This is a genomic window from Ruegeria sp. CL6 (assembly GCF_056536465.1).
Genome location: NZ_JBQFPR010000009.1, coordinates 89,521 through 112,963, shown reverse-complemented (window position 1 = coordinate 112,963; position 23,443 = coordinate 89,521). Strand labels below are relative to the sequence as shown.

Here is a 23,443-nt window from a genome sequence, read left to right as displayed (position 1 = left end):
AGCCGCGCGATGCTTATTGACCAATGGATGATGTCTGACAATTCCGACGACGATTCTGACTCGTCGGTTCTGGTAGAGACACGCCCCAAGACCAAACGCCCGCCGCTGTACAAGGTTCTTCTTCTGAACGATGACTACACCCCCATGGAATTCGTCGTTCATGTGCTTGAGCGTTTCTTCGGCATGACGCACGCCGAAGCGTTCGAGATCATGCTGACCGTTCACAAAAAGGGCGTTGCCGTGGTTGGCGTGTTCAGCCACGAGATTGCGGAAACCAAGGTCGGACAGGTCATGGATTTCGCCCGCCGGCACCAGCACCCGCTGCAATGCACCATGGAACGCGAAGAGTGACGCCGCTGGCGGCGCTTACCGGATTTGCCCATGTCCCCTCGCCTTGATCTCGCCCTGCAAAGCGGCCTTGTGCTGTCTCAGCCTCTGACCGTGATTGGGCCAAGCCCTGCAACCGATCTTTCATTGCTGCCGCGCGAGACGCAGGTGGTGCAACCTTTCAAACCCTTTCATGACCATTTTGAGGGCCAGGGGTTCCAGACCACCCCCGCCTCCCAAGACCCATGTCAGGACGCGATCGTGATTCTGCCCCGCGCCAAGGCACTGGCACGCAGCATGGTGCAGCAAGCCTGCCTGCGCGCCAAAGGCATGATCGTGGTGGACGGTGCGAAAACAGACGGCGTTGACAGCCTGCTGAAGGAAATTCGCAAACGTGTGGCCGTGGAAGGGCCGATCTCAAAGGCGCATGGCAAGATTTTCTGGTTCCGGTCCGCTCCCGATTCATTTGCGGACTGGGCTGCACCCGCCGCTCAGACAGTCGACGGTTTTCGGACTGCGCCAGGCGTATTTTCTGCAGACGGGATCGACCCGGCCTCGGCGATGCTGGTAAACGCCCTGCCCGAAAAGATCGGCGCGCGCGTGGCCGATCTGGGTGCCGGATGGGGGTTTCTGTCCGCCCGGCTGCTGCAAAAGGCAGGTCTGCGCAGCCTTCATCTGGTCGAGGCCGACCATATCGCCCTGACCTGCGCGCAGACCAATGTCACAGACGACCGGGCTGCGTTCCATTGGGCGGATGCCGTGACATGGAACGCACCCGAGGCACTGGACATGGTCGTCATGAACCCGCCATTCCATACCTCGCGCAGCGCCGAACCAGAGCTGGGGCAGGGTTTCATCCAATCCGCTGCGCGCAATCTGGCGAAGCACGGCGATCTTTGGATGGTCGCAAACCGCCATCTGCCCTATGAGGCGACGCTGAGCGATAGTTTCGCGCGTGTCGAAGAAGTGTCTGGCGACAATCGTTTCAAGGTGTTCCACGCCTCTCGCCCTCGTCGGTGATCCCGGCTAACCTGCGCTGCAACTCAGGAGTTTACGAATGTCCTTTTCCATCGCTGGTAAAACAGCAATCGTCACCGGTAGCGCCAACGGCGTCGGATTGGCCATCGGTCGGCATTTCGCCGACGCCGGGGCCAATGTCATGTTTGCGGACATGGACGAAAAGCGGCTGACCGAAGAACTGGGTGAGCAGGCCGATGACAGCAACATTCGGTTCTTTGCCGGTGATCTGCGCGAAAAGCTGACGATCGCGAACTTGTTGTCGGCCACCATCGACGCTTTCGATCAGGTGGACATCCTTATCAATGGTGCACGGCAGGTGACGCCGTCCGACCCGCTGGACACCGATGACGACTCGGTGCGGAACCTGCTGAACCAGAACCTAATGCCCGCCTTGAGGCTCAGCCAGGTCGTTGCGCAGCGCATGATCAAACAGGCCGGTGACGACGAAGGCCCGGCCGGGTCCATCATCAACCTGTCCTCGATTGCCGCCCGGCGCACACACCCGGACCTGATGGCCTATTCGGTCTCGACTGCTGCTCTGGATCAGATGACCCGGTCGCTGGCCGTCGCACTGGCCCCGAACCGCATCCGCGTAAATTCGATTGCCCTTGGGTCGGTCATGAGTGCCTCGCTGCAATCGACCCTGAAAGAGAACAGGGACTTTCGGGACGACATTGAAAAGCACACTCCGCTTTCCCGCATCGCGGCCCCGACCGAACTGACGGAAACTGCTCAGTTTCTGGCATCCGATGCCGCGGGCTTTATCACCGGACAAATCCTGACAATTGATGGCGGTCGCACACTGCTGGACCCTGTCGCAGCCCCAGCACACTAAGCCCATGTTCGAGACTGAAAAAACCACCGCTTCCAAATGGTTCCGCCAACTGCGTGACGAAATTGTTGCCGCGTTTGAAGCCCTGGAAGATAGCCATGACACTGGTCCGTTCTCGGACGCGCAACCGGGCCGTTTCGAGGTCAAGCAAACCAAGCGACAGTCCGATGATGGCTCGGACGCGGGTGGTGGCCTGATGTCCGTCATGCGCGGAGGTCGTGTCTTCGAGAAAGTCGGCGTCAATGTCTCGACCGTGTACGGGACGCTTGGCGAGCGTGCGCAGCAGGCGATGGCCGCGCGAAAAGGGATCCCCGGCATGACGGAAGATCCCCGGTTCTGGGCTTCGGGTATTTCATTGGTCGCGCATATGCAGAACCCGCATGTTCCCGCCGTTCATATGAACACCCGCATGTTCTGGACCCCGCACGCGTGGTGGTTCGGCGGCGGGTCGGACCTGAACCCCTGTATCGAATATGACGAGGACACCGACCATTTTCACGCCACGCAAAAGGCGCATCTGGACCCGCACGGACCGGGGCACTACCCGCGCCTGAAAGACTGGGCGGACGAGTATTTCTATATCCCGCACCGCAAACGCGCCCGTGGCGTTGGCGGTATATTCATGGATGACTACTGTACTGGCGACTGGTCATCGGATTTCGCGCTCACTCAGGACATCGGAAAAGCGTTCCTCCCCGCTTTCCTGCCGCTGGTCGAAAAACGCCGGATTCAAGATTTTGACGAGACCGATAAGAACACGCAACTTGTGCACCGTGGCCTCTATGCAGAGTATAACCTTGTGTATGACCGTGGCACCAAGTTCGGGCTGGAAACCGGCCACGACCCCGATGCCGTTCTCATGAGCCTGCCGCCGTTGGCCAAATGGGTCTGATCAGCGATCAGAACCCGAAATCCATGAAGTTGTCATAACAATACCCCTGCGCTGATCCGGCGGACATGTTTTCACCCACACGTTTGACGGTGACCGAGTAGCCCGGAGTGGTATCGACCCCTTCGGGCGGGGTCAGCGAGAATTGCACGGTCCTGGACTGCTTTTCATAGGCTCTGGTTATGTAAATCCGCTGGGATGCCTTGGTTCTAAGGCTGCGAATGGCGAAATCGCCGATACCACACCAATAGGCAACCGGCGCTGAACTCCCGATCGCTGAAACTTCGTATATGCCGTTCTTCATCGGTGTGACCGTGGTTCTAAACGCCGGGTACGCTCCGAAGCCGACCGCCTGCGCAAGACCCGGAAGGGCAATCAACAAGGCCAAGCAGGGTATCGTCCAGAACCGCATGATCAATATCCATGATTAAAAAACATCCGCGTCAAACCATAGCGGACAAACGAATTGAGTAAAGACAGCCGCCTTTCCAAGCCAGCTTCCCATCGGGTCGGTGAGTGGCTCAGTCGCCGCCAAGCCGTCCGCCTACGTCCTGAGGCGCAAGCGCGACGGTTTTGACAACCGCATAGCACGGCCGACCAGGTTCCAACTCCAATGCTTCCACCGAACGACGTGTGATACGTGCAAGAACGGCACCGGCAGGCGTTTTCACGGAAACGATCGCTCCCGGTCCTTCGCCTGAACGGATCGTCTCAACGGTTCCTTCCAGAATATTCAAGGCCGAAAGCCCCACGGGACGCGTCCGCGACAGGATGACTTCCTGAGCGGGGATACGGATACGCAAAGTTTCCCCCACCTGGTGCGGGATATGCGGCAAATGCAGGCTTGTGCCGCCCGCATTCAATTCCGTCAGGCCATCGGCGTGATGCCTGGAAACCTTGACCTGAAGCACCGCACCCACGGCCCGGACACCTGCAGGCGCGACTGACGGATCGGATAAGACCTCAGAAGCTGGGCCGTGGCGGACGGACTTGCCATCCTGCAAAGCCACGACCGACGTCGCCAGACGCGCGACTTCGGCAGCCGAATGCGTGACGTACAGAATAGGCACCGACACTTCGTCTCGGAGCGTCTCGAAGTAAGGAAGGATTTCAGACTTGCGCGCATCGTCCAACGCGGCCAGAGGTTCGTCGGCCAGGATCAGACGCGGGCTAGCCAGCAAAGCGCGACCAATCGCGACACGCTGCTTTTCGCCGCCTGACAGACCGGCGGGCCGACGGTCTAGCAGATGCCCGATGCCCAGCATTTCGACCACTCTATCGGGATTTTCCCGGCGCGCGCCCCGAGGGGCGAACCAACGACCATAGGCAAGATTTTGGCGGACGTTGAGATGCGGAAACAGGCGTCCTTCCTGGAAAATATACCCCAGCCGTCGTTTATGTGGTGGCAGCCACAGACCTTTTTCAGTGTCAAACAGTTCCCACCCGTCAACACTCACCCGTCCGGCTTTGGGGCGCAGAAGACCCGCGACTGCATTCACGACAGTCGTCTTTCCCGATCCCGATCGTCCAAACAGAACAGTCACACCGGGCGGCGCATCAAAGCTGAGGTCCAGCCTGATGTCCGGCAAGTCATGCTGTAGGCGGACAGAGAGGCTCATGACCCAGCCACCCTTGCGGCTACCCGGCGCCCGATAAACTCGGACAACAATAACGCACCCATCGCAATCACGATCGAGATGACAACCAGACGGGTCGCTGCGGACTCGCCACCCGGCACTTGCAGGAATGCGTAGACGGCCGAGGGTAAGGTCTGCGTTTGCCCAGGAATGTTAGACACAAATGTAATGGTCGCTCCGAATTCACCCATTGCCTTGGCAAAGGCCAGGATCGCCCCTGCAACCACTCCCGGCAAGATCATCGGCAAGGTAACCGTGGCAAATACCAGCAAACGAGGCGCACCCAGCGTGGCACCTGCCTGTTCCAGCTTGGGATCAACCGCTTCGATCGACAGGCGGATCGCGCGCACCATCAGCGGAAACGCCATAATTCCAGCCGCCAGCGCCGCGCCGGTCCAGCGAAAGGCCACAACGATCCCAAACTCGGCCAGCAGGCGGCCAAGCGGCCCCTGAATTCCAAAGGTCATCAACAGAAGATACCCCGTGACAACCGGGGGCAGGATAAGCGGAAGGTGCACCAGCCCGTTCAGAATTTGACGGCCGGGAAACCGCCAGCGCGCCAGTGCATAGGCCACGAAAACACCGAAAGGAAGGGTCGCCAACGTCGCCCAGAACGACACCCGGAGCGACAGTTTAAGCGCCTCAAGTTCCTCTGGCCCCAACCACCCCATGCGTTATTCACCCGGCAGGGTGAAACCCTGCTCTAGGAAAACTGCCTGCGCAGCGTCCGATTGGAGGTGAGCAAGAAAAGCCTGCGCCTTGGATGACGTCGGCTCGACAACGGCAGCAGGGTATATGATGGGCGGGTGCAAGTCAGGTGAGAATGTCGCGACAGTCTTGACCCGATTTTCAGCCAGTGCGTCCGAATTGTAGACGACGCCCAAAGGCACTGCCCCCGCCGCAACCAACGCAAGCGCAGCCCGCACGTTGTCAGCCTGAGCAACACGATGTTCTACGCGGCTCCATTGCCCTAGATTCTGCAACGCCGCCTTTCCGTAAATTCCCGCAGGCACGGCGTCCACCAATGCCATAGCCAAATGCCCACCTTCCAATGCAGAACTTAGGTCTGTTTCCGGCCCCATCACCCCGATCTCGGCAACGTCCGGACCACCGATCAAAACAAGACCATTCCCGACAAGATTGACCCGCGATCCTGCGTCGATCAAACCCTGATCCTGCAGAACATCCATCCAGTCCGCATTGGCCGATATGAAAACCTGTGCCGGGGCGCCCTGCTGGATCTGGCGCGCAAGAACGGAAGACGCGGCGTACGAGACGGTGACATTCTGCCCTGTCTGACTCTCGAACGACGGTGCAATCTCGTCCAGCGCTGTTTTGAGACTGGCGGCCGCAAACACCAAAACACCCTCGGCCTCGGCCCGCAGCGGAGCCTGCAGCGAGATTGCCATGGCGAGAACCGCAATCAGTAAGCGGCGAGCACGTGACAGGATCATTTTCTTCCCGTCTGAAAAGTTTCAGTCCCTCCGGGGATATCTGAGGCGACGGGGCACACGCAAGCGCCTTTGCGGAACGCGACCACATATGAGACAGATAATGAACGAAAAAAGCGCAACAGGGCCATTTCCGTCAGTTGGATCTTCGCGGATGTCGCAAACGATATTGATCCCACCCGGCGCCAGATAGATGCTGCGCACAGCGAAAAGAACAGGACGTCCACCATGCTGCACACTACACCCGGTCTGATAGACGCCATTCGTTCACGCTTTGCCCATGTCGACGCCTGCCCCTTTCAGGGCCCTCGCATCTTTTTCGAGAACGCGGGCGGGGCACTGACGCTGAACTCGGTCGTTGAAACCTCGGCTAAGTTTGCCGCAATCCCTGACAATCAGGGGCGGGATAACATAGCCAGCCATACGCTTGTGGACATCATCAATGCGGCCAAGGCCGATTTGTCAGTGTTCATGAATGCCTCGACCGGGCAGTTCTTTGTCGGAGAAAGCGGGACCGAGCTGTTGTTCCGAATGATCCGCACCGCCTGTGTCAACGCACCTAAGGGCAGCAAGGTGATCGGCAGCTCGATCGAACACCCCGCAAGCCGCAGTGCCGCACGACGCTGGGCCGAGATTGCCGGATTGGGCTACGTCAATGTGCAGCATGATGACGAAACGGGCTTGGTCACAGCCGACGACTACCGCGCGGCCATGACACCGGATGTCAGCGTTGCAACGATCGTTCACGCCTCGCCCGTCACAGGTATGGGCATGGACGTGGCGGCCATCGCGCAGGCCATACGCGACGTCTCGCCAGACTGTTGCATTATCGTCGATGGCATTCAGCATGCGGCGCATGGGCAGTTGGATATCGACAGCTATCACGTCGATGGCTATGCGATTTCGCCTTACAAAGTGTTTTCACGCCACGGCTACGGGATTGCCTGGATTTCAGACCGCTTGACCGCCCTGCCCCATGATCAGTTGATCGACGCCCCGTCTGAGGGGTGGGAGTTCGGCACCCGCGACACGGGGTCTTACGCAACGATGTCCGATGTTGTGGCCTATTTTGACTGGCTGGGGGAACAGGTATCGGAGGAAACAGATCGACGCGCCCGGATTGAGGCTGCCGGTCGCGCCATTCACGCATACGAAACCCACCTGACCGATGCGATGATCAACGGCACCGGCAATCTGCCCGGCCTACGCGATATGGATCACATCACGATCCTGGCCGGTGCCGACAACCCCGCACGCGAGGGGCTGGTCTCGATCGTTGTGCGCGACACACCGTCTGCCCAAGTCGTGACACGGCTGAATCAGGAAGGCATCCGTACCCACATCAGAAAGGCCGATCACTATAGCGGCAATGTGCTGACGCCGCTGGGCCTGAGCGACTGCATCCGCATCTCGCTCTGCCACTACAACACCGAACAGGAAGTGGCGCAATTGCTGACCGTTTTGAACGAGATCGCGGACTGATCCGAAATCGAGGAAAGAAATTATGCCAGACCCTCTTGCGCCCGCGCGCTGGCTTGGCTACATGCACCGTCACGGGTGATTAGCTCAGTTGGTAGAGCGCTTCGTTTACACCGAAGATGTCGGGAGTTCGAGTCTCTCATCACCCACCATTCCCAATATTATCAATGGTTTACTCAGGGTCTTGTAACGAGAACTTGGAGACTATTTGAGGATGAATGTACGGGAATCGAAACCTCAAAACCGTGTTGGACTACCAAAAGGATTGTTCCTTAGAGGTAAAGGGTACGCTCTCAGGGTGGCTGTACCAATTGAATACCAAGACATCGTTGGCAAACGAGAGATCGTCCGAGGGTTAGGAACTCAGGACCTAGCCGAAGCTTTGAAGCGTCGTTCAAGAGTCCTTGAGGAAATCCTTGAAGCGATCACCGAAGGACAAACGCCGTCTCAAACAATTCGCCCAAACATTCCGAAACAAAAGAATACTGTAAGACATACCGCCGACAGGTGGTTAGCTGAATCGGACGGGATTAATAGCAGCACAAAGGTTAGGTATCGCCAACACCTTAGGACATTTGAGGCATACTCTGGAAACATACAGGTCACAGACATTAACCGCTCTCTGGCACTGAGCTTCATTGAGCACCTTAAGGCCACTCCCTCAGAACGAACTGGGCTACCACTATCGGGCCGCTCTCGCTCTCACCTGTTTCTAACCAGTGACGCGACCCATCGGTTTGATAGGTCAGAGTGCCGGTTGCCAGAAAATGCCCTCCGAGGGTGCCCTTGTTGTTTTGCCGCATCACAGTATCGCCCGGAGACGTGACCGGGATCGTGCCAGCGGCATCTTGAAACAGCGTGGACAGGTCGGAGGGATCGCGCAAAAGAGGTGCTTTAAGGCGAGCGATGGGATTGCCCGGCCTCCGCCGAACGGCCAGGGACGTGATTGATAAGCCAACTCCGATCATTGCGGGCGATCTCCTTGCGCACTTTGCTTTTCAGTTCGGCAAGAAGTACTTGGGCCGGGCGTAAAATTACGGAAACGCTAAGTTCGCTCTGTTTACGCATTCAAGGATCGGGTTGGCTTACTGGGTGGGGATCCGTGTGTTTTCCAAACCTTCACTCGCCTGACGATCTGAAAAACTACCCCAAGATTTAACTGAACATGGGACCAGTAAGTAGGTGCCTTTTCCGGATCAGACTCGAGCAAGCTGGCAACAATCAACGGTGTCCCTCGTTAGGCGTTCCAGATTGACACAATCACGGGCCTAGATCTGTGACGGCGATAGAGTGGCAAGTGGTCCGCATTCCTAGAGACCAGCACATGCGCCAGCAGCCCCGGTCCCGGCCGCCCACTCTCGATAGGACGTGAGGGCGGCGGAGATTGCGCTCACATCTCACACTCCGAACAAACTTGACGGGCGCGCGCATTAAACCACTGGCCCGCCTGTCGAGAAAGTGAACCTGATCTTCGCGGGGGAACCACCTGCGCGCAGAGGATCAGGTTCCTGATAAAATGTCGCGCCCAGCGTCAGAATAAGGAACAGTTGGATGCCCATTCTTGCGTTTGTTTGTTTGGGCCATTCCAAAGTCGTTTGCACGGATACAAAGCACCAAATAAACCATTGGCTTCTAAAGCTTTGCCGAGAGATCGAGACTCTCATCCCCAACCATTCACGCCAATCGCAAATTGTGGACCCAGCGTCAGGGACACTTAGGCCTTGCAACCGATTGCAACTTCGCGGCGATGCTGCGTAGTATTCAGCCATGAAGTCGCATGTCAGTTTTACCCGTTGCCGCAGGTGCCCGTTTTGAGTGTAACCCTAAAAGACGTCGCCGCTCTTGCTGGCGTGTCGCGCTCGGCCGTTTCGCGTACGTTTACCGAAGGGGCTTCTGTTTCGGCCAAGACCCGAAGCAAGGTTGAGAAAGCCGCAGCGGAACTGGGATACAGCCCGAATGCGCTGGCTTCATCGCTAACGACAGGGCGGACCAAGCTGATCGGGCTGATCTCGAACAACTTTCACAATCCTATCTTCCTTGAGGTCTTCGACCAATTTACCCGAGCGTTGCAGGAACGCGGTCTGCGGCCGTTGATTGTGAACCTGACTGATGAAACTGAACCGGCCAATTCAGTGAGAATGCTGCGCCAATACTCGGTGGATGCAGCAATCGTGGCGTCCTCGACCCTCCCACCCAGTTTCGCCAAGGCGTTCCACGACGCGGGCGTTCCTGTCGTGCACACATTCGGACGGTCGGCAACCTCGCCCGAGGTCCATGTCGTGGGAATTGACAACGTTGAATGCGGTCGGATGGCCGCGCGTGAGCTGTTGGCCCGCGGTTATCGTCGCGTCGGCTATCTGGGCGGACCGAAGGATGCAACTTCGGCGATGGATCGCTATCGCGGCTTCATGGAAGAAGTCGAAAAGCACCCCGAGCTGGAGGTTTCTCACTCATTTGCAGGGGCCTATTCCTTTGAAGCAGGACGGGCCGAGATGCTGCGTCTGCTAGAACAGGCACCGGCCGATGGCTATTTCTGCGGTGATGACATTCTGTCAATCGGCGCGCTGTCGGCTTTGTCCGATCATGGGTTGGAGCCGGGTAAGGACGTCGGGATTATCGGCCTGAACGATATGGAGATGTCGCGCTGGCAAAGCGTGAACCTGACGACGATTCACCAACCAATCAAGCAGATCATCACATCATCCGTCGACTTGGTCGAGGAGATGCTGAAAGACCCCGAACGATATCCCGAGGCCCGCATTTTCCCTTGCCGGGTGATCGAGCGGGGCACCTTGCGACCCCGCCCCTGATTAACGGAACATCGGCGGACGTGCATCTGTCCACGCGCCGTCATTTTTGGACGAGGCAACCGCTGCGTGAACCGCAGCAATCGACCGAACACCATCAGCCGGGGTCGGCAACCCATCGCGGGCTTCGCCCCTGATCGCATCCGCCAGATCACAATAGATATTGGCTACGGCCAGCGGGAACCCCTCGGGGTGGGCAATCGCCACGCGGGACAGGCGTTGCGCGTCGTCGTGCAGACCGCCTTCGCCTTTTTCGATAATCTGCGTGCGGCCTCCGACCGGGGTATAGACCAGTTGATTGGGTTGCTCGGACGCCCAGCGCAACCCACCGGTTTCGCCAAAGACCTGAATATCGAACCCGTGCTGACGTCCTATGGCGACGGATGAGGTCCAAAGCCGACCCACCGCGCCACCTTCGGTTCGGAAGTTGACCATCGCATCATCCTCGAGCTCTCGGCTGGAAATGGTCGAGGCCATGTCCGCCGAAAGCACCTTGACCTCATCATCACTGATGAAGCTCGCCATATGCAGCGCGTGGATACCGCAATCTGCGAATTGCCCGGATACTCCTGCCATTGCCGGGTCATACCGCCAGCGCACGCGGGGGTTATCGGCATCGGTTGCGTCACCGTGGTGGCCGTGGCTGAAATTCGTCACAACCAGACGCACCTTGCCGATATCGCCTGCCCGCACCATCGCACGGGCCTGCCGCACCATCGGATAGGCCGAGTAACAGTAGTTCACAGCACAGATTTTGCCCGAAGCATCGGCAACGCGGACGATTTCTTCACCTTCTTCCACGGTCATGGTCATCGGCTTTTCACACAGCACATTGAATCCGGCCTCCAGAAAGGCTTTCGCAATCTCAAAATGGGTCGAATTTGGCGTTGCGATGGTGACCAGATCGATCCGGTCGGCGCGCTCCGCTTCGCCAGCCAGCATTTCTTGCCAGTCGCCATAGGCGCGGTCCTGGGCCACACCTAAACGTTGCGCGTATTCGCGCCCCACATCGGGACGATGGTCCAGCGCCCCCGCAGTGAATTCAAACCTCCCGTCGGCCAGCGCCCCTAGCCGGTGGGCAGGTCCGATCTGACTGCCTTCGCCGCCACCAATCATGCCCCATTTCAATTTTGCCATGATCTTAGTCTCTCTGTTGTCTTGTTGTTTGCGCGGTCAGAAATCGCTGACCGCTTGCCATTGCCGCTGATCCGAGGAGGCACGCACCGCCGCCAGAACGCGGTTCACCTCATGCCCATCCCGGAACGTCGGCCAGATGTTCTGGCCGGAATGGATCGCGTGCAGGAAGTCCTTGGCCTCGATTATAATCTGGTCCTGGTACCCTGTCCCATGCCCCGGCCCCTGACAGAAGGGTTCATAATCCGGGTGCGCCGGGCCGGTCAGGATCTTGGTGAACCCCCGCGACGCCTCGGGTCCTTCGCGGCGGTAGAGCCACAGGGCGTTCTGGTCCTCTTGATCGAACCGTATCGCACCTTTTGTGCCTGAAATCTCATAGGCATAGCCCATCTTCCGCCCCGTTGCGACACGGCTGAAATACAGGTTGCCCATGACGCCGTTCTCAAAACGGCACATCACCTGCGCATGATCGTCATTCGTGACCTCTCCGCCCGGTCGCTGGCTGTGGACGGTCTCTACATCGGCCATCACCTGCGCAATCGGCCCGATCAGAGCCATCGCACCAATGACCATATGAGGGGCCAGATCGCCGATGGTTCCATTGGCCGTGCCAGTTGTGCGCCAAGTCGCCGGAGCCTGCGGGTCTGCATAGAAATCTTCGGTGTGCTCACCGCGGAACCAGGTGACGTCACCAATCTCACCATCTGCGATTAACTTGCGGGCGAATTGGCTGGCCGGAGTGCGGATATAGTTAAATCCAACCATGTTGATCGCACCCGCAGCCTCGGCTGCGGCCACCATTGCCCGGCTATCATCAATCGACGCGCCCAGAGGTTTCTCGCACAGCACCGGCTTGCCCAGCGCAAACGCAGCCTCGGCGATCTCACGGTGCGTGGATTGAGGTGACGCGATCACGATCGCCTCGACCCGCCCGTCGCCAACGAGCGTGCGCCAGTCATGTGTCGCGCGGGCAAATCCATAGGCCGCGCGATACCGTTCGGCGCTGTCTGCGGTCGAAGCACAAATCACTTCAAGCCGCGGTCGCAGCGATGTGTTGAACACGGCACCCACCGCCGCCATCGCTACGGAATGGGCCTTGCCCATATAGCCCCCGCCAACGATTCCAATTCCGATTTCAGACATTTGCAACGGCCCCGAACATTGTATTTGCAACCGGTTGCAAAATCAGTATCGTGTGAATCGATTCAACGCAAGGAACAACAGTCCCTGCAAACCCATTCTCGCCGGAGGAAAAGCTGTGGCCACTTTGATGGACGGTATCAAAGGAAACCGGTTTGCTGTCTTTGGGCGTGCGGGCATGGACATGTTTGCCGACCCAGTTGGCGTGAAAAGCGAAGACGCGGATACGTTCCGCGCTGATCTGGGTGGGTCGTCCGCCAATATTTGCGCGGGATTGGTCAAGCTGGGCAGTCGGGCGTCACTGATCACTTCGGTTTCGGACGATGCGGTGGGGCGGTTCTGCCTGAACCGTCTGGCCCACTATGGCGTGGACACGTCCTATATCCGTGTTCTGGGAGGAGAATACCGCGTTTCGCTGGCCGTTTACGAAAGCCGAATTGAAAACTTCCAGAACGTCATCTACCGCAATGGTGCCGTTGATTTTCAAGTCACAAAAGAAGACATGGACCGGATCGACTATGGAAAGTTCACGGCGGCGATTTCGGCCGGAACGGTATTTGCGTCGGAACCTTCACGCAGCGCCACATTCCGCGCCTTTGAGAATGCCCGAAACGCCGGGCTACCGATCATTTTTGACATCGACTACCGCCCCTATAGCTGGCCCTCAGCCGAAGTAGCCGCCGATGTGTTGTCCCGCGCAGGCGAGGCCAGCGACATGATCGTTGGCAATGACGAAGAGTTCGGATTCATGGCTGGAGGCATGGAACGTGGCTTTGCAAAGGCGAAGGAACTGGCTGAAAAGCCGGGGCGCATTGTCATCTTCAAGAAAGGCGAAGAAGGTGCGGTCACTTTGTTCAACGGGCAGGAAATCGAGACCGGGATTTATCCTGTCAAAGCCGTAAAGCCAAACGGCGCGGGCGACAGTTTCATGGCGGGGCTGCTGGCTTCAATCGCGGCAGGATACGGGTTGGAAGACGCGGTCATGCGCGGTTCGGCCTGCGCCTCGATCGTCGTATCCCAGCCCGGATGCGCCCCGGCGATGCCCACCACACAAGAACTGGATGCGTTCCTTGCGTCTCATCACGGCCCCACGACATAGGAGAGTCCCATGCATATCGCGCCCTATGACAACCAGAACAAGCCCATCGTCGATGCCGACGATCCGACGGTGCCCCTGAACTATTTCAACATCGTCAAGTTGAAGAAAGACGAGGCGTTCGCATACCAGGTGCCCGGCTATGAAACCTGTATCGTACCAGCCGCCGGCAGCGTCGATGTCGAAATCGAGAGCATGCAATTTCCCGCGCTGGGAAACCGGGGTGAGGATGTCTGGGATGGCGAACCCGAGGGGGCATATGTTCCGGTGGGTGCCAAAGCGCAGATGGTCTGTGTATCGGACACCGCCGAGGTCTTCGTCGCCGGTGCCAAATACGACAAGGTGCTGGAACCTTTCGATGTGCGTGAACATGACCTTGTTCAATACGGCAGCGACGACACCAAGACCCATCGCAAGATCAAACACATCCTGGGCCAAAAACAGCATGACAAGGTCGGCCGCCTACTGGTGAGCGAACTGTTTACCGTTGGTCAGGGCGGTTGGTCAGGTTTCCCCAGCCACAAGCATGACACCAATCGCCTGCCCGACGAGACGCGCCATGACGAGACGTACAACTTCCGCTTCAAACCCAACTGGGGCTCGGGCCTGCAAATGCTACAACGCGAGGATAACAAGCCGGGCGACGCATATCACATCGTCGATGGCTCAACGATCTGTATCGACAAAGGGTATCACCCCTGCTGCGTTCTTCCGGGATATGAGATGTATTATTTCACCATTCTCGGCGGCCTGACACAGCGCTCGTTGGTACAGTATTTCCAACCCACCCATGCCTATCAGGTCGAAACCATACCGGGCATCAAAGACATGATTGCCAAGTTCAAATGACTCTTGCCACACTGAAGGATGTGCTGACCCCTGCCCATGAACAAGGGTATGCCGTCGGCGGGTTGGTCACACTGGGCTGGGAGGATATGCGCGCTTACGTAGCTGCCGCCGAAGCTGAAAACGCGCCTGTCATCCTTCAAGCCGGGCCAAGTTGCCGCGCGCACACGCCATTGCCAATTCTGGGCAAGATGTTTCGGTACCTGGCCGAGAACGCCTCGGTCCCGGTCGTGGCCCATCTTGACCACGGCTATACGTTCGAGGAGTGCAAAATTGCTCTGGACAGCGGCTTCACTTCGCTGATGTTCGACGGATCGCGAAAGCCCCTGCAGCAGAATATCGACGAAACTGCCGCCATTGCAGACATGGCCCACGCCGCTGGAATTTCCTGCGAGGGTGAGATCGGCTTCGTGGGCTATTCCGGCGGCGAAGGATCAAACGGCACCGACCCGGAAGAAGCAGCCCTGTTCGCACGTCAAAGCGGCGTCGATGCGATGGCCATCTCGGTCGGCAATGTCCACCTGCAACAGGACAAAGAAGGTAAGCTGAACGAGGCCCGTATCACCGAAATCGATGCTGTTACTGATGTACCGCTGGTGATCCACGGCGGATCGGGCGTGCCAGTGGAACAACGCAGCCGTTTGGCGCGCAACACATCAATCTGCAAGTTCAACATCGGGACCGAGCTGCGCATGGCCTTTGGCCAAGCCCTTCGCGAAGCGGTGAATCGCGATGCAGACCGTTTTGACCGCGTAACCATTCTGAAAGAGACCCATGATCCCGTCGAAGCCGCTGCCCGCATCGTGATCCGGGCTTTCGGCGCGCCTCCGCAAAGGTAGGCGCAGACGTTACCCGTCGCGCTCCACAACCCACTCGACTTCGGGGGCCGGAACAAAGCGCCATTTGCGCAGCGGACCCGCCATGACGTTCAGATAGTACATCTCGAACCCATAAGGGGCACCGCAAGGGTGATGACCGCGCGGGACGGTCACAACGTCACCATCTGATACAGCCATGGTCTCATCCAATTGGCCGTCATCTGTATAAACCCGTTGAATGCCAAACCCGTTCGCGGGATTGAGGCGATGATAGTAGGTTTCTTCCAGGTAGGTGATCCTTGGAAAGTCATCCTCGTCATGGCGATGGCTGGGATAAGACGACCAATGGCCGTTCGGAGTGAAGACTTCGGTCACCAAAAGGCTGTCGGCATAGTCTTCGTTTTCCATCGCGATGTTGTTGATATAGCGGGTGTTCACCCCCTTACCGCGTTCGGTCAAGGTGATGCCATCCGGCCCAATCCGCCGCGCAGGGTGCCCCCCTTTTCCCGGCGCTGAACAAACGGCGAGAACACAATCGGTTTCGGCAATGGCCCGCCACTCGACCCCATTGGGCAGATAGAGGCAATGCGGCGGCGTCTTCTCAAACACATTCATCCGGTCGCCCAGCACACCCCAGTCGCGATCTGCTCCGCTGATCTGCGCTTTGCCTTCGACCATGACCAGAATGACCTCTTGGTCCCCGGTCACCTCGGACGCGACATCGCCCGCCCGCAGGTGATAGAGGCCAAAGCCAACATACCACCAGCCCGCATTGGCCGGAGTAATATCATGCACCTTGCCGCGTGTGCCGAACGGTTTCCTGAGCAAGTCTGCCATGGCGTCGTCTCCTTGATGGGTGGGTCAGAACCCAACCGAATGATGTTTCACGCGGCTTGCCGTGTGAGTAAGGCCGAAAGCGCGTCGGCCAATTGCGACTCTGACCAACCTTCGGCGACCGCGCGGCGTAGAATGTCCGCCTGACTTTCCGGCGCATTGCCCCCGATCGGCGGGTCCGTGTCCAGATTGGTAGGGAATGGATACCCTTCGGCCGTGGCCGCGACTGCAGCATTCAGCTCCAAGGCGTCCAGATCGCCTCGCTGTTTCAATGCGATCAGGGACGGCAAAATTGCTTGCGACATGGCTTGTCGATCCACGGCCTCCATCGCGCGCCCAAAGGCGGACGAGATTTGCAGCAAGTTCGCCATTCGATTGATATCCGAACTTCGGTTTTCGCCGGCAGCGTGGAACAGCGCCGGATTGAAGAACACCGCATCACCCTTGGACAGAGGCAACTGGATATACGCGTCTTCAAAATGATCCCCATGAGCAGGATCGTGGAAAGCCAGATAACCGGGCGCGTAGAGCTGTGAAAAAGGCAACAACTTGGTCGGCCCGCTTTCGATCGGCATGTCACAATGGGCCACCGCGCCCTGCAGGGTCAGCGCGGCGGTCAGGTGATGGGCATGGGCCGGGTAGCGTTCCGCATTTTCTGCGCTTTGAAACCCAAGATGATAGTCGCGATGCGCCTGCTGCGCCTGACCACCGGGTCGCACCTGATTGACTTGCGCAGTGACCTGATAGTTCGGACCCAGCCACGCCTCGCATGCCGCCGCAATCGACGTGTTTCCAAAATACAGTGCGAACCCTTCGGGGTCTCGCAGGCATTGCTTTTGCGCCGCGTTCCAAATCCGATCATTGGCGCCTGAGGCTGCAAAGTGATCGCCCTCTCCCGCTCCGCTTTGGCGCTCTTCGGCAATGATCTGGGTAAACGCGTCCGTGGCCCGGTCGATCACTGATGTATCCGAATAGGCCCCTTTCAACGCAATCACGCCAGCGGATTTGTTCAGAACCCAACCCCATTCCGACAACAGGGCCAACCGGTCCTCGGGCTTCCTCAGCGCAGGTTGCAACGCCTGCATGTCATAGACAGGCACATTGCGTTCAACCGTTGCAGCAAATGGCACCGCATCCGCCGAAAGATTCTGAGAGGTCAACACCTTGAATTCATCCAGATCACAGGATTCCCGGTCAAAATACCCGACATACCCAAGTTCTTGATGCACCATGATTTTCTCCTTTCTCATGGCTTTGGTGTTGTGACGTGTTCGCCCTGTCAGTTCGCGATAGACAACCCCGCCTTTCCGCACACCTCAAGGATGTGGTCGTAGCCCATTTTGGAGTATTCGCAGGGCGGCGCCTTGGCCGGATCCTGTTCGGCTTCGACAACGATCCAACCGCTGTAGTCCAGTGCCTTCAGCGTGTTCGCGACGGCCTGAAAGTCGATGCAGCCATCGCCGGGCACGGTGAAGGCTCCGGCAATTACGGCATCCAGAAAGCTGCGATTGTTCTCGCGCGTGTCCTGCACGACCTGCGGGCGGATATCCTTGAAGTGCACGTGATGCACCCGGTCGCCCCAACGGTTCAGAGTCGCCAGAACGTCGCCGCCCCCGAACAGCAGATGGCCGGTGTCAAAGCACAGCTTCACCTCGGGGCCAGACCCTTCCATCAACCAGTTCACATCATCTTCGCTTTCGATGATCGTGCCCATGTGATGGTGATAAGCCATCGGCATCCCCTGATCCGCCATCCACTTGGCCAGTTCGGTGATCTTGGCGGCATAGGCCAAAACTTCATCTCTGGACAGGTTCGGACGGTCATTGACCGGCGTTGCGATCTGGCCCTGCACGGTGTTGGAACATTCCGCATAGACGATACAAGGACTGTTCAACGCCACGAATTGCGCGACCTGTTCGCGCACGGCCTCACGCTCGGTTGCGAAGTCGTTCACCAGCGACGCCCCGGAACACCAGCCACCGCAAAGCGCGATGTCATTCGCATCAAGATAGGCGCGCAGACCCTCGGTATCGCCGGGCATGCGCTGACCGCGTTCGACACCAGTATAGCCAATCTCGCGGGCTTCCTTCAGCGCCTGTTCCATTGTGTAGGCGGCGGTCAGATCCGGCAGATCATCATTCTGCCACGCGATCGGAGAGATTCCGATTTTCACGCTCATTTGGTGTTTCTTTCCTTGATCGCCAGCTCATAGGCCGCGCGTTTTTCGTTCACTTCGGGGCGGATGCTGACCTCGGGCACCGCCACTTCCCACCACGTGCCGCCATATTCGGTCGAGGGGTAGGGATCAGTATCAATGACAACCACATACGGCCCCTTGATTTCGGCGCGTTTGGCCAGCGCGTCCTCCAACTCGGCAATGGAACCAACCTTGACCGAAGTCGCGCCCATCGCTGCGGCATGGGCCGCGAAGTCGATAGCAGACGGGTTTTCATGAACGGCGTGATCCAGCAGGTTGTTAAACTCGGCCCCGCCGGTGCCCATCTGCAACCGGTTGATACAGCCAAAGCCCCGGTTGTCGGTGATCACCACCGTGAACGACACACCCATCATCGCGGCTGAGGCCATCTCGGAATTGGCCATCATATAGGTGCCGTCGCCAGTAAAGCAGATCACATCACGCTCGGGCTCGGCCATCTTGATGCCCATTGCGCCGGCAATCTCATAGCCCATGCAGCTGAACCCGTATTCCATGTGATAGGCACCGGGGCGCGGGGCTTTCCACAGCTTGTGCAACTCTCCCGGCATCGTACCTGCCGCACACATCACAACTGTATCGTTATGCGAGGCACGCTGAACCGCACCCACAACCTGCATGTCCGTCGGCAGAGCATTCCCATCGCCGGGCGCATCGGTCAGCTTGTCGACCTTGCCATACCAGTCGGCCTTAAGCGTGTCCGAGACCGGATCGGCGCGATAGCCTTGCAGGGCCGTCCCCAGTTCCTCCAACCCGACACGGGCGTCGGATTGCAACGGCATCGCGCCGTGTTTCTCGGCGTCATAGGCGTTGGTGTTCAGGCACACCATCTCGCGCTCCGGGTTCGAGAACAGACCCCATGACCCGGTGGTGAAATCCTGCAACCGTGTACCAACGGCCAGTACCAGATCGGCCTCGGCACACACGTCATTGGCAGGCTCTCCGCCCGTTACACCAACCGGCCCAAGGTTCAACGGATGATCCCAGGCCAACGCGGACTTGCCCGCCTGTGTTTCCGTGATCGGAATATTGTGCGTCTCGGCAAAGCTCTGCAATGCGTCGGTCGCGCCCGAGTAATGCACTCCACCCCCGGCAATGATCACCGGGCGTTTGGCAGCCTTGATCGTAGCCGCCGCTCGAGCCAGTTCGCCCTCGTCCGGGCGAATACGGCGCTGATACCAGACGCGAGGCTCAAAAAAGCTTTCGGGATAGTCATACGCCTCGGCCTGCACGTCCTGACAGAAAGCCAGCGTAACCGGACCGCAATCAGCCGGGTCGGTCATCGTGCGAAAGGCGCGCGGCAACGCGGTCAGCAGGTGCTCAGGCCGGGTGATCCGGTCGAAGTAACGGCTGACCGGGCGGAAACAGTCATTGGCGCTGACAGTTCCGTCGTTGAAATCCTCGGGCTGTTGCAGAACCGGGTCAGGACCACGCGTCGCAAACACGTCACCGGGCAACAGCAACACCGGCAGGCGGTTCACATAAGCCAGCGCTGCCGCCGTCACCATATTCGTGGCCCCCGGCCCGATCGAGGACGTTACCGCCATCGCCTGCGTCCGGCGCTTTTGCTTGGCATATGCAATCGCGCAATGAGCCATAGTCTGCTCATTGTGGCCGCGATAGGTGGGCAGACTGTCCTTCACGGCGTGCAGCGCCTCGCCCAGCCCGGCCACGTTGCCATGGCCGAAAATGGCCCAAACACCGGCGATGAAGGGTTCTCCGGCCTCGTTCATCTGCGCGCCCAGATAGCGCACCAGAGCCTGAGCCGCGGTCAATCTGATTGTCTTGCTCATTCGTGTTTCCTTTCAACACGCGGACCCCACGGGCGATCCGTTGAATTCCTGTACTGACTGGTTTTGTGACGGTGGTTCGTCAGACAGTTCCGCCCAACGACCCCTCAAGTTCGGCCAATTCCTGCCCGCCCGCCATCAGATCCTGCAATTCTTCAGGAGAGATTTCACCACGTTTGGCGGTACCCAGCGTCTGACCCCTGTTCAATACGGTAAAGCGATCCCCAACCGCCAAGGCGTGACGCACATTGTGGCTGATAAAAACGACGCCTACGCCCTGACTGCGCACCTTGTCGATTGTCGCCAGAACATTCGAGGTCTGCCGCACCCCAAGCGCCGAAGTCGGCTCGTCCAAAATCAGGATCTTCGCTCCGAAATGCACCGCCCGGGCAATTGCTACCGTCTGACGTTCACCCCCAGACAATGTGCCAACGGCCTGATCCGGACCACGCAGGTTGATGCCCATCTTGCGCATCTCTTCCATGGTAATCTCATCCGCCATTTTCTTGTCGAAAAAGTTGATGCCCGCGACTTTCTTTGTCGGCTCATTACCCATGAAAAAATTCCGGCTAACGCTCATCAGCGGGATCATGGCCAGATGTTGGTGAACCGTGGCAATCCCTGCGGCGATCGCGTCACGAGGGTCTTCGAAATGCATTGGCTTGTCTTCAAAGAAGATCTCACCAGCGGTCGGCTTGTGCACGCCCGACATCGTCTTGATGAATGTGGACTTGCCCGCGCCATTGTCACCCAGCAGACAATGACACTCACCCGGCTTCAGATCAAAACTGACCCCGGCCAGAGCGATCACCGAGCCAAAGTGTTTCTGGATATTGACCATGCGGATGATCGGCTTGCGATCCTCTGCGTCGCCATGATGGAACTTGGTATCTTCGGTCATCTCAGCGCTCTCCTGTGATGATGCGGCGGATATAGGTGTTCAGGATCACCGCTCCCAACAGGATCACACCCAAGAACACCCGGAAAAGAGAGCTTTCGACCCCAGCAAAGAAAAGCCCCTGCTGTACCACGCCAAAGATCAGCGCACCCAGTGCCGCCCCCAGAACCGAGCCGTATCCGCCAGTCAGCAGCGCGCCTCCGATAACCACGGCGATGATCGCCTCAAATTCCTTCAGCAGACCGCGGTCGGCACCGGCCGAGCCAAACTCCATCACCTGACATGTGGCGAAAACAGTGGCGCAGAAGGCCGTGAACATGAACATCAGAATCTTGACCCGGCTCACCGGCACACCCGAGTTTCGCGCGGCCTCGGCATCGCCACCAGCGGCAAAAATCCAGTTGCCGAACTTCGTTTTGGTCAGCAGCACATGGCCAAATATGATGATGCCTATGGCCCAGATGATCAGCATTGGAATGCCGTCCACCACGGGCTGGCCCGCCCGTGTTCCGCGCTCGAAAGTTTCGATGATACCGTTGTCGCCCAGCCAGACAAAAAGACCCTGTCCGATTTTGCCGCCAAAGACCGAGGCCAGCCAGTCGCCTTCGGCCACGTCGCGAATTCCGCCGATGATGGTTTTCCGCTCGATGGTTTGCGGCAGGTAAATCGTGAACCCACGCAGGATGAACAGAAACGCCAATGTCACGATAAAGCTGGGTAGACCGGTGCGGACGACGATATATCCATTCACCGCCCCGATAGAGACACACAACGCGAAGGTCACAATGATCGCCATCCAGACCGGCCAGCTTAGGGTGACCGAAAAAATCGCGATCATCATACCCGCAAACCCGATCATCGAGCCGACGGAAAGGTCGAACTCTCCTGCGATCATCAACAGGCAGGCGCCCACGGCGATAATCATGAACTGGGCCGAAACGATCGACCAGTTCATCACGCCCTGCGCATTGAACATGCCGCTGTCAAAGGCGAACAGCAGGAAAAAGGTGAATACGGCAACAGTCCCGACCATGCCGCCCAGCTCAGGACGGATCAGAGCCCGTCGCAGCGGCGATATCTCTTTGATCCGTTCGTCGCCGCCGGTTGCGGATTGCGCTGAATCAGCCATGGGTGCCTCCCCTCGCGCTTCAAAGTGCATAGAATTTCAAGGGTGCGGACACACTTTCGGCATCCGCACCAATGTGAAGATCAGCGGTATTCGCCCGCGAATTCTTCGATCTTTTCCAACCCGTCCGCGGTTACAAAACCGGGGCCGGAATTGATGTTATTGCCAGGCAGAACGCCATAGCGATGATAGTTGGCCATAACCACAACCGGCAGGTAAGCCTGCAAGAACGGTTGCTGGTCAATGCCCCATTGGATCACGCCGCTCTTGATGCCTTTGACGATCTCGCCACCCAGATCGAACGTGCCGAAATAGATGTCACCCGCCATGCCATTTTCTTCCAGCGCCAGAATGGTCGGGTCAGCCGACGTCGGGCCCAGCGTCAATACGGCTTCGGTGTCGGGATTGGCCGACAGGTAAGCAAGAACGCGGTTCTTGATCTCGGCCGGGTCCTGACCGGCGTCGATCATCTGCTCGCCAAGCTCGATACCCAGGCCGTCAGCGAAGCCCTGGCACCGCTCCTGACTGGAAGGCTGCACGATGTAGTGGTTCACACACAGGAACGAACCGATGCCATCATCCTTGGCACGCTGGCCTGCGGCAAATCCGGCGTCATACTCAGGCTGGCCCACATACATAAGAGCACCCACTTCGCGCGCTTTCTCGGGCGTGCCGGTGTTCATAATGATCACGTCGATACCGGAATCCACGGCTGCCTTGATCGGACCTTCCAGAATATCCGGATCGGCCAGAGTCGTGATGATCCCGTTCGGTCCCGATGCCGCCGCCTGATCGATGATCCGAGCCATGTCAGCGAGGTCTCCGGTCGGCGGGTTGCGGTATTCGACCTCAACGCCCATCTGTTCGCCTGCCAGGGCGATCCCGTTTTTGATGGTGTTCCACCAGCTGTCGCTGTCAGGGGCGTGACTGACCAAAATGTATTTCTCACCTTCTGCCGCGGCACCGGTAGCACCGGCAAACGCGACGGCGCTGGCCAACAAGACGCCTTTTACGAACATTTTCATTTCCATTCCTCCCAATAGAACAGTCAATCTTCGTGCCGGGTCCGTCCCGGCCATTCGGCTAAACCGAATCTCCTCTGCC

General features: G+C 58.4%; 23 protein-coding genes, 1 tRNA gene and 1 pseudogene. 11 read left to right on the top strand and 14 right to left on the bottom strand.

Annotated elements, in window-relative coordinates:
• Positions 1 to 9 precede the first annotated feature (9 nt).
• Genes clpS through hemF form a run of 4 tightly spaced genes read left to right on the top strand, consistent with a single transcriptional unit; the run spans position 10 to position 3,071 of the window.
• Positions 10 to 351 carry an ATP-dependent Clp protease adapter ClpS gene (gene clpS, locus ACR0LH_RS19670; protein WP_170388989.1) on the top strand — a complete coding sequence of 114 codons (342 nt, stop codon included), beginning with the start codon at positions 10 to 12 and terminating at the stop codon, positions 349 to 351.
• A 30-nt stretch (positions 352 to 381) separates the two neighbouring features.
• Entirely contained in the window at positions 382 to 1,347 is a 966-nt protein-coding gene (locus tag ACR0LH_RS19665) for a class I SAM-dependent methyltransferase (RefSeq protein ID WP_480722196.1), read from the top strand.
• Between the two features lie 37 nt (positions 1,348 to 1,384).
• On the top strand, positions 1,385 to 2,182 hold the full coding sequence (locus ACR0LH_RS19660; RefSeq protein WP_170615778.1) for an SDR family oxidoreductase: 798 nt from the start codon (positions 1,385 to 1,387) through the stop codon (positions 2,180 to 2,182).
• 4 nt (positions 2,183 to 2,186) lie between these two features.
• Positions 2,187 to 3,071 carry an oxygen-dependent coproporphyrinogen oxidase gene (hemF, locus tag ACR0LH_RS19655; protein ID WP_480722195.1) on the top strand — a complete coding sequence of 295 codons (885 nt, stop codon included), beginning with the start codon at positions 2,187 to 2,189 and terminating at the stop codon, positions 3,069 to 3,071.
• Between the two features lie 7 nt (positions 3,072 to 3,078).
• On the opposite strand, the gene ACR0LH_RS19650 is transcribed toward hemF, so the two are convergent.
• From ACR0LH_RS19650 to modA, 4 genes are all read right to left on the bottom strand, one after another.
• Entirely contained in the window at positions 3,079 to 3,480 is a 402-nt protein-coding gene (locus tag ACR0LH_RS19650) for a hypothetical protein (protein WP_480722194.1), read from the bottom strand.
• Positions 3,481 to 3,589: 109 nt separating this feature from the next.
• Complete coding sequence (modC, locus tag ACR0LH_RS19645; protein ID WP_480722193.1) at positions 3,590 to 4,687, bottom strand: molybdenum ABC transporter ATP-binding protein; 1,098 nt, start codon at positions 4,685 to 4,687, stop codon at positions 3,590 to 3,592.
• A complete protein-coding gene (modB, locus tag ACR0LH_RS19640) occupies positions 4,684 to 5,376 on the bottom strand; it encodes a molybdate ABC transporter permease subunit (RefSeq protein ID WP_170696375.1) in 693 nt (230 codons plus the stop codon). The genes modC and modB overlap by 4 nt, the downstream gene beginning before the upstream one ends.
• A 3-nt stretch (positions 5,377 to 5,379) precedes the next feature.
• The gene (modA, locus tag ACR0LH_RS19635; RefSeq protein ID WP_480722192.1) at positions 5,380 to 6,159 is read right to left on the bottom strand and encodes a molybdate ABC transporter substrate-binding protein; all 780 of its coding nucleotides are present in this window, start codon (positions 6,157 to 6,159) and stop codon (positions 5,380 to 5,382) included.
• Between the two features lie 225 nt (positions 6,160 to 6,384).
• On the opposite strand from modA, the gene ACR0LH_RS19630 reads away from it, so the two are divergent.
• The 3 genes and pseudogenes from ACR0LH_RS19630 to ACR0LH_RS19620 all read left to right on the top strand — a co-directional run.
• Positions 6,385 to 7,638: an aminotransferase class V-fold PLP-dependent enzyme gene (locus tag ACR0LH_RS19630; RefSeq protein ID WP_480722190.1), complete on the top strand. Its 1,254-nt coding sequence runs from the start codon at positions 6,385 to 6,387 to the stop codon at positions 7,636 to 7,638.
• 73 nt (positions 7,639 to 7,711) lie between these two features.
• Positions 7,712 to 7,787 (top strand) — tRNA-Val (locus tag ACR0LH_RS19625).
• A 62-nt stretch (positions 7,788 to 7,849) separates the two neighbouring features.
• Positions 7,850 to 8,038 (top strand): annotated as a pseudogene (locus ACR0LH_RS19620) (DUF6538 domain-containing protein); the annotation flags it as partial.
• 244 nt (positions 8,039 to 8,282) lie between these two features.
• Here ACR0LH_RS19620 and ACR0LH_RS19615 read toward each other — a convergent pair.
• Entirely contained in the window at positions 8,283 to 8,603 is a 321-nt protein-coding gene (locus ACR0LH_RS19615; protein WP_480722206.1) for a hypothetical protein, read from the bottom strand.
• Positions 8,604 to 9,446: 843 nt separating this feature from the next.
• Here ACR0LH_RS19615 and ACR0LH_RS19610 point away from each other — a divergent pair.
• Positions 9,447 to 10,445, top strand: a complete 999-nt coding sequence (locus ACR0LH_RS19610; RefSeq protein WP_170414677.1) for a LacI family DNA-binding transcriptional regulator — start codon at positions 9,447 to 9,449, stop codon at positions 10,443 to 10,445.
• Here the strand turns inward: ACR0LH_RS19610 and ACR0LH_RS19605 are convergent, their stop codons facing one another.
• Both ACR0LH_RS19605 and ACR0LH_RS19600 read right to left on the bottom strand, forming a co-directional pair.
• Entirely contained in the window at positions 10,446 to 11,579 is a 1,134-nt protein-coding gene (locus ACR0LH_RS19605; RefSeq protein WP_480722188.1) for a Gfo/Idh/MocA family protein, read from the bottom strand.
• 36 nt (positions 11,580 to 11,615) lie between these two features.
• A complete protein-coding gene (locus ACR0LH_RS19600; RefSeq protein ID WP_480722187.1) occupies positions 11,616 to 12,719 on the bottom strand; it encodes a Gfo/Idh/MocA family protein in 1,104 nt (367 codons plus the stop codon).
• Positions 12,720 to 12,846: 127 nt separating this feature from the next.
• Here ACR0LH_RS19600 and ACR0LH_RS19595 point away from each other — a divergent pair, with 127 nt between their 5' ends.
• The 3 genes from ACR0LH_RS19595 to ACR0LH_RS19585 are packed head-to-tail and all read left to right on the top strand — an operon-like array spanning position 12,847 to position 15,497.
• Positions 12,847 to 13,815: a PfkB family carbohydrate kinase gene (locus tag ACR0LH_RS19595; protein WP_480722186.1), complete on the top strand. Its 969-nt coding sequence runs from the start codon at positions 12,847 to 12,849 to the stop codon at positions 13,813 to 13,815.
• A gap of 9 nt (positions 13,816 to 13,824) precedes the next feature.
• Positions 13,825 to 14,661: a 5-deoxy-glucuronate isomerase gene (locus ACR0LH_RS19590; RefSeq protein WP_480722184.1), complete on the top strand. Its 837-nt coding sequence runs from the start codon at positions 13,825 to 13,827 to the stop codon at positions 14,659 to 14,661.
• Complete coding sequence (locus tag ACR0LH_RS19585; protein ID WP_170555590.1) at positions 14,658 to 15,497, top strand: class II fructose-bisphosphate aldolase; 840 nt, start codon at positions 14,658 to 14,660, stop codon at positions 15,495 to 15,497. The genes ACR0LH_RS19590 and ACR0LH_RS19585 overlap by 4 nt, the downstream gene beginning before the upstream one ends.
• Positions 15,498 to 15,506: 9 nt before the next feature.
• Here the strand turns inward: ACR0LH_RS19585 and iolB are convergent, their stop codons facing one another.
• From iolB to ACR0LH_RS19550, 7 genes are all read right to left on the bottom strand, one after another.
• Positions 15,507 to 16,313, bottom strand: coding sequence for a 5-deoxy-glucuronate isomerase (gene iolB / locus ACR0LH_RS19580; protein WP_480722183.1), 807 nt, complete (start codon positions 16,311 to 16,313; stop codon positions 15,507 to 15,509).
• A gap of 47 nt (positions 16,314 to 16,360) precedes the next feature.
• Complete coding sequence (locus ACR0LH_RS19575; RefSeq protein ID WP_480722181.1) at positions 16,361 to 17,542, bottom strand: phytanoyl-CoA dioxygenase family protein; 1,182 nt, start codon at positions 17,540 to 17,542, stop codon at positions 16,361 to 16,363.
• 47 nt (positions 17,543 to 17,589) lie between these two features.
• Positions 17,590 to 18,489 carry a myo-inosose-2 dehydratase gene (iolE, locus tag ACR0LH_RS19570; protein WP_170804472.1) on the bottom strand — a complete coding sequence of 300 codons (900 nt, stop codon included), beginning with the start codon at positions 18,487 to 18,489 and terminating at the stop codon, positions 17,590 to 17,592.
• Positions 18,486 to 20,318 (bottom strand): 3D-(3,5/4)-trihydroxycyclohexane-1,2-dione acylhydrolase (decyclizing), encoded by a 1,833-nt coding sequence (gene iolD, locus ACR0LH_RS19565; protein ID WP_480722180.1) that lies wholly within the window; start codon positions 20,316 to 20,318, stop codon positions 18,486 to 18,488. Before iolD ends, iolE begins: the two co-directional genes overlap by 4 nt.
• Positions 20,319 to 20,397: 79 nt before the next feature.
• On the bottom strand, positions 20,398 to 21,216 hold the full coding sequence (locus tag ACR0LH_RS19560; protein ID WP_170388972.1) for an ATP-binding cassette domain-containing protein: 819 nt from the start codon (positions 21,214 to 21,216) through the stop codon (positions 20,398 to 20,400).
• Between the two features lies 1 nt (position 21,217).
• Positions 21,218 to 22,342, bottom strand: coding sequence for an ABC transporter permease (locus ACR0LH_RS19555; RefSeq protein ID WP_170414704.1), 1,125 nt, complete (start codon positions 22,340 to 22,342; stop codon positions 21,218 to 21,220).
• 80 nt (positions 22,343 to 22,422) lie between these two features.
• On the bottom strand, positions 22,423 to 23,364 hold the full coding sequence (locus tag ACR0LH_RS19550) for a sugar ABC transporter substrate-binding protein (protein ID WP_170484926.1): 942 nt from the start codon (positions 23,362 to 23,364) through the stop codon (positions 22,423 to 22,425).
• Between the last annotated feature and the right edge of the window lie 79 nt (positions 23,365 to 23,443).

Coding starts and splice junctions, on each gene's coding strand:
- ACR0LH_RS19615 (WP_480722206.1), bottom strand. CDS start 8,603: ATGATCGGAGTTGGCTTATCAATCACGTCCCTGGCCGTTCGGCGGAGG.
- ACR0LH_RS19605 (WP_480722188.1), bottom strand. CDS start 11,579: ATGGCAAAATTGAAATGGGGCATGATTGGTGGCGGCGAAGGCAGTCAG.
- modA (WP_480722192.1), bottom strand. CDS start 6,159: ATGATCCTGTCACGTGCTCGCCGCTTACTGATTGCGGTTCTCGCCATG.
- ACR0LH_RS19660 (WP_170615778.1), top strand. CDS start 1,385: ATGTCCTTTTCCATCGCTGGTAAAACAGCAATCGTCACCGGTAGCGCC.
- modC (WP_480722193.1), bottom strand. CDS start 4,687: ATGAGCCTCTCTGTCCGCCTACAGCATGACTTGCCGGACATCAGGCTG.
- clpS (WP_170388989.1), top strand. CDS start 10: ATGCTTATTGACCAATGGATGATGTCTGACAATTCCGACGACGATTCT.
- ACR0LH_RS19585 (WP_170555590.1), top strand. CDS start 14,658: ATGACTCTTGCCACACTGAAGGATGTGCTGACCCCTGCCCATGAACAA.
- iolD (WP_480722180.1), bottom strand. CDS start 20,318: ATGAGCAAGACAATCAGATTGACCGCGGCTCAGGCTCTGGTGCGCTAT.
- ACR0LH_RS19575 (WP_480722181.1), bottom strand. CDS start 17,542: ATGGTGCATCAAGAACTTGGGTATGTCGGGTATTTTGACCGGGAATCC.
- ACR0LH_RS19600 (WP_480722187.1), bottom strand. CDS start 12,719: ATGTCTGAAATCGGAATTGGAATCGTTGGCGGGGGCTATATGGGCAAG.
- iolB (WP_480722183.1), bottom strand. CDS start 16,313: ATGGCAGACTTGCTCAGGAAACCGTTCGGCACACGCGGCAAGGTGCAT.
- modB (WP_170696375.1), bottom strand. CDS start 5,376: ATGGGGTGGTTGGGGCCAGAGGAACTTGAGGCGCTTAAACTGTCGCTC.
- ACR0LH_RS19665 (WP_480722196.1), top strand. CDS start 382: ATGTCCCCTCGCCTTGATCTCGCCCTGCAAAGCGGCCTTGTGCTGTCT.
- ACR0LH_RS19650 (WP_480722194.1), bottom strand. CDS start 3,480: ATGCGGTTCTGGACGATACCCTGCTTGGCCTTGTTGATTGCCCTTCCG.
- ACR0LH_RS19555 (WP_170414704.1), bottom strand. CDS start 22,342: ATGGCTGATTCAGCGCAATCCGCAACCGGCGGCGACGAACGGATCAAA.
- ACR0LH_RS19595 (WP_480722186.1), top strand. CDS start 12,847: ATGGACGGTATCAAAGGAAACCGGTTTGCTGTCTTTGGGCGTGCGGGC.
- ACR0LH_RS19560 (WP_170388972.1), bottom strand. CDS start 21,216: ATGACCGAAGATACCAAGTTCCATCATGGCGACGCAGAGGATCGCAAG.
- hemF (WP_480722195.1), top strand. CDS start 2,187: ATGTTCGAGACTGAAAAAACCACCGCTTCCAAATGGTTCCGCCAACTG.
- ACR0LH_RS19590 (WP_480722184.1), top strand. CDS start 13,825: ATGCATATCGCGCCCTATGACAACCAGAACAAGCCCATCGTCGATGCC.
- ACR0LH_RS19630 (WP_480722190.1), top strand. CDS start 6,385: ATGCTGCACACTACACCCGGTCTGATAGACGCCATTCGTTCACGCTTT.
- ACR0LH_RS19550 (WP_170484926.1), bottom strand. CDS start 23,364: ATGAAAATGTTCGTAAAAGGCGTCTTGTTGGCCAGCGCCGTCGCGTTT.
- iolE (WP_170804472.1), bottom strand. CDS start 18,489: ATGAGCGTGAAAATCGGAATCTCTCCGATCGCGTGGCAGAATGATGAT.